The 3,373-nt window shown below is 28.0% G+C and carries 6 protein-coding genes and 1 tRNA gene; 4 read left to right on the top strand and 3 right to left on the bottom strand.

Annotated elements, in window-relative coordinates; genetic code table 11:
- Positions 1 to 355 (bottom strand): hypothetical protein (locus BG20_RS06520; RefSeq protein ID WP_010192481.1); only part of this gene is annotated, 355 nt, incomplete at its 3' end.
- Positions 356 to 519: 164 nt separating this feature from the next.
- Here BG20_RS06520 and BG20_RS06515 point away from each other — a divergent pair.
- Positions 520 to 801, top strand: coding sequence for a hypothetical protein (locus tag BG20_RS06515; RefSeq protein ID WP_010192478.1), 282 nt, complete (start codon positions 520 to 522; stop codon positions 799 to 801).
- 8 nt (positions 802 to 809) lie between these two features.
- Here the strand turns inward: BG20_RS06515 and BG20_RS06510 are convergent, their stop codons facing one another.
- Positions 810 to 1,037, bottom strand: a complete 228-nt coding sequence (locus tag BG20_RS06510) for a hypothetical protein (protein ID WP_010192475.1) — start codon at positions 1,035 to 1,037, stop codon at positions 810 to 812.
- Positions 1,030 to 1,563, bottom strand: coding sequence for an HD domain-containing protein (locus BG20_RS06505; protein ID WP_010192473.1), 534 nt, complete (start codon positions 1,561 to 1,563; stop codon positions 1,030 to 1,032). The genes BG20_RS06510 and BG20_RS06505 overlap by 8 nt, the downstream gene beginning before the upstream one ends.
- 189 nt (positions 1,564 to 1,752) lie before the next feature.
- On the opposite strand from BG20_RS06505, the gene BG20_RS06500 reads away from it, so the two are divergent.
- The 3 genes from BG20_RS06500 to BG20_RS06490 all read left to right on the top strand — a co-directional run.
- Positions 1,753 to 2,289, top strand: a complete 537-nt coding sequence (locus BG20_RS06500; protein WP_010192471.1) for a cob(I)yrinic acid a,c-diamide adenosyltransferase — start codon at positions 1,753 to 1,755, stop codon at positions 2,287 to 2,289.
- Positions 2,290 to 2,497: 208 nt separating this feature from the next.
- Positions 2,498 to 2,571: transfer RNA gene (locus tag BG20_RS06495), tRNA-Phe, on the top strand.
- Positions 2,572 to 2,720: 149 nt separating this feature from the next.
- On the top strand, positions 2,721 to 3,373 hold a 653-nt coding region (locus BG20_RS06490), incomplete at its 3' end, for a methyl-accepting chemotaxis domain-containing protein (protein WP_010192470.1).

Genomic DNA, 3,373 nt, shown 5'->3' with positions numbered 1-3,373 from the left:
TTGGATTAGTTATTATTCCAGGTATTTTATTTTCAGTTTCATTTATGATATTTTTAGATTCATCATTTCCAATATTTATCTGAGATAGTTTTTCATTCAATAAACTCTGGGATGATTCTTTTGCATTGTTTATTCCATCACTGATTTTATTACGACCATCATCTAGGATTTTTGAGGAAGAATCTAATCCCCCCTCAACTGATTTTGCAGTTTTAGATCCAATTCCTTGCATGTTATCTTTAACGGATTCAATTAAATTTCCTGATGCATCAGTAAAAACATTATTTTCTTGAAATGAAAACATTGCTATGCCTAATCCAAGTATTACAGAAATTATGATTATTTTTATAAACATTGATTTTTACTCTAAAAAATATTTTTTAGACCTGATGTTAAAAAATATACGATTATGATGAATTTTATTTAGCTAGTTTTAGTAACTTCCAGATTTAGCCTTGAATTGTGATATTTTGCTGGATTTTTCACAAGATTGTTATACCATTTAGATTGGATTTAATCATGCCATTAACAAACAATGTAATAATTAAATTAAATGAGATAACAACAGTTGTAGAAGATAAAAATAAACTAAAAGAAGAAGAGATTGAAATTATAAAATCTATTTTCAAAGAGATTTTAGATAAAGGTGAAAGATATGACGTTGATGATATTGAATCATGGTTTGAAAATGAAGGTAGTTGGCAAAATAAAAATAGTAGAATTAGAGTGATAAATCTTTCACATTACATTCAGGATAAACATGAGCAAACAGCAAGATTAAAAATTATTCAAGATAAGTGACTATTAAATTAAATTTCTAGCTGTTTTAATAGTCTCCCAACGATCATAGTGTTTTCTTTTCTCTCATTTAGTATCTCGTCAATTCTTTTGGTTTTTGTTTTATCGTCTGATAAAATTATTTGAAAATATTCTTCATCTAAATCATTATTTGATTGCAATCTTTTTATGACTTCAAACAATATGCCTATGATTTGTTTTTGCGCCTCAATTAATTCATCTTTATCCTTTTCAGCCATGATTAGTTATTTCATTAAATATTTTTAATAATTTTTTATCTGTGATTTCATTTTTAGCAGAATTAAAAAATGACTCTAGTCTTTCTTTAGGGTGTCCTTCATTTAAATAATATTTTGCTTGTAGCGCCATTTCTAATTTATCTAACTGATGCACAAATCTTGCCTCTGATGATGTGTTTTGGATATATTCATCCCAGAGACGATTGTATTGACTTTGAAGCGATTCTGGTAATTCACTTAGTATTTTTTTCATTGCATTATTTTCTAAATTTCTTTTTTTACTTATTGGGATTTGTCCTGGAGTTATGTCTCCTATTATTGATTCTGATAAATCATGTAAAAGAATGATTTTTAATATTTTTTCAGTATTATATTTTTTTAAATCTGAAAAAATCATTCCTGTAATAGCCATAGAAAATACGTGTTCTGCGACTGATTCTGGTTTTTCTATTGATAATTTATCAATCCAACCTTGACGTGGAACCTCTTTTAGATTTATTGCAGTGTTTAAAAACTTTAGAATCAATTTGATACTTTTCGATTATCTGTTTTAGAATCTTGAAAAAACATATTATTTTTATTAGATGTTTTGTATTTATATTCAAATTTAAAATTTACCTGCGTATGTATACCTTTAATCAATATGAATATTTTAGAATAAATGGTAATAAGTAATTCGAACAACATAATAGTTCAATCTATTTTTGATACATTGTTGAAAATTTATACCAAGACAGGAGATGATGGTACAACAGGCCTTCAAGGGAATTTAAGAATTTCAAAATCACATCCTAGAATTAGTGCTTATGGTGCGGTTGATGAATCTAATGCAATTTTAGGAATAGTGTTATCCCATGAGTTGAATGATGATATACGAGAATTGTTAAATTTGATTCAAAATGAATTATTTGTTGTAGGCTCCGATCTCTCAAACCCTAATTTAAAAGATGAAAAAAATAGAGTAACATTGAGCATGATAACTAACATAGAAAACAATATTGATAAATTTGAAAGTGAATTATCTCCCCTAACTAATTTTATTTTACCTGGAGGAAATTTGGTTGCATCTCAACTTCATCATGCAAGAACCGTGATTAGAAGGTCTGAAATTTGTATGGTGATACTAAATGAACAAGAAAAAATTAACCCTTATTGTATGCAATATGTTAATAGATTATCTGATTTATTTTTTGTTTTAGGACGAGTATTGAATAAAAGAAATGGTCATAAAGATATAATTTGGCAAATCTAGAAATTCTATTTGAATCTAATTAAATTGATCAAAACCAAAATTTGAAATGACTCTTATGCCAAAAATGGTTTTTTATCTTACTTCACGTTTATCATATATATTTCCAATACTATCATAATTTTGCTCGAATATGTCCATAATCCACACTATCTTAATTTTGTAAGATAAAGACAACTTTTAATTCCTCAACCGAAAGCAAATTTGTTGTGCCAGCGTAGCTCAGCCTGGGAGAGCACTCGGCTGAAGACCGGGCCGTCGGGCGTTCAAATCCCCCCGCTGGCACTCTAATTTTAAAAATTAAATAATTATCTAAAATCTCCATATATGCCTAATTTTTTTTATTTGAGATTATTTTTCAATAAATCCTGTATTGATATTTTGATAGATTTGAACAAACAAGTGATTTAATTTCACTTTTGATAATTTTATGCGTGTATCAATTAACTGAAGAAAAGAAAGAAACTGATTTTTTTAAACAAGTTGTTGATAAAACATTATCCATCAATAATGAAATTAATCGTGCACTAAAATCGATTAAAGCAATCAATGGAAGGACACACATGCTTTCTATTACTGCAAAAATTGAAGCTAATAGAACGGGTGATATAGGTAAAAAATTCTTAGTTGTTTCAAATTCAATTGATGAATTAAGTGCAAAAACTGATAATGTGCTTGATAAAATGAAAAGTGAAACAATTCAAGAGATTGAAACAATTTCAAGAATAATTGAAAATAAATCGGTCAGCATAAAAGGAAACCGTCTTGCAAATCTTGCTTTAACCAATATTAAGATAGTTGAAAGAAATCTCTTTGAAAGATCAGCTGATATTCGTTGGTGGGCAACCGACGATGTATTGATAAACTCGCTTGTAAGAGACGAACAAGACGAATACAAAAACTCTCATGAACGTCTTAATCAAATATTGAATTCATATTCAGTATACCATGATCTAATTTTATGTGATGTTGACGGTATTTGTAAATCTACAGGTGCCGAAAAATTTGGTTTTTCTGGACAAAATTTTTCAGACTCCTTATGGTTTAAGAGTGCAATAAATACTGATAATGGAACTTGTTATGGATT

Source organism: Candidatus Nitrosarchaeum limnium BG20 (assembly GCF_000241145.1).
In the GTDB taxonomy this organism is placed as follows: Archaea; Thermoproteota; Nitrososphaeria; order Nitrososphaerales; family Nitrosopumilaceae; genus Nitrosarchaeum; species Nitrosarchaeum limnae.
The sequence above is the reverse complement of the archived record's forward strand: the minus strand, read 5'-3'. Positions and strand labels throughout refer to the sequence as shown.